Source organism: Streptomyces spinosus, assembly GCF_020400655.1.
In the GTDB taxonomy this organism is placed as follows: Bacteria; Actinomycetota; Actinomycetes; order Streptomycetales; family Streptomycetaceae; genus Streptomyces; species Streptomyces argyrophylli.
Genome location: NZ_JAINRC010000087.1, coordinates 1 through 232 on the forward strand (window position 1 = coordinate 1; position 232 = coordinate 232).

Annotated in this window: 1 pseudogene; it reads left to right on the forward strand. The window is 69.0% G+C overall.

Annotated features, from left to right (window positions below):
• Positions 1–232, forward strand: a pseudogene (locus LG395_RS41040) (phosphocholine cytidylyltransferase family protein); the annotation flags it as partial.

Consider the following 232-nt stretch of genomic DNA (forward strand, 5'->3'; position numbering starts at 1 on the left):
GCTTCTGGCCGCGCGGGGCGAGGGCAAGCGGATCATCCTCGCCCTGGACACGGTGAAGAGCCTGGCCGACGAGGAGATGAAGGTCGTGGTGGACCCCGAGAAGGGTGTCCGCAGGATCACCAAGCTGATGGACCCGGCGGAGGCGACCGGTGAGTACATCGGCGTCACCCTGATCGAGGGCGAGGCGGCGCAGGAGCTGGCCGACGCGCTGCGGACGACCTTCGAGCGTGAC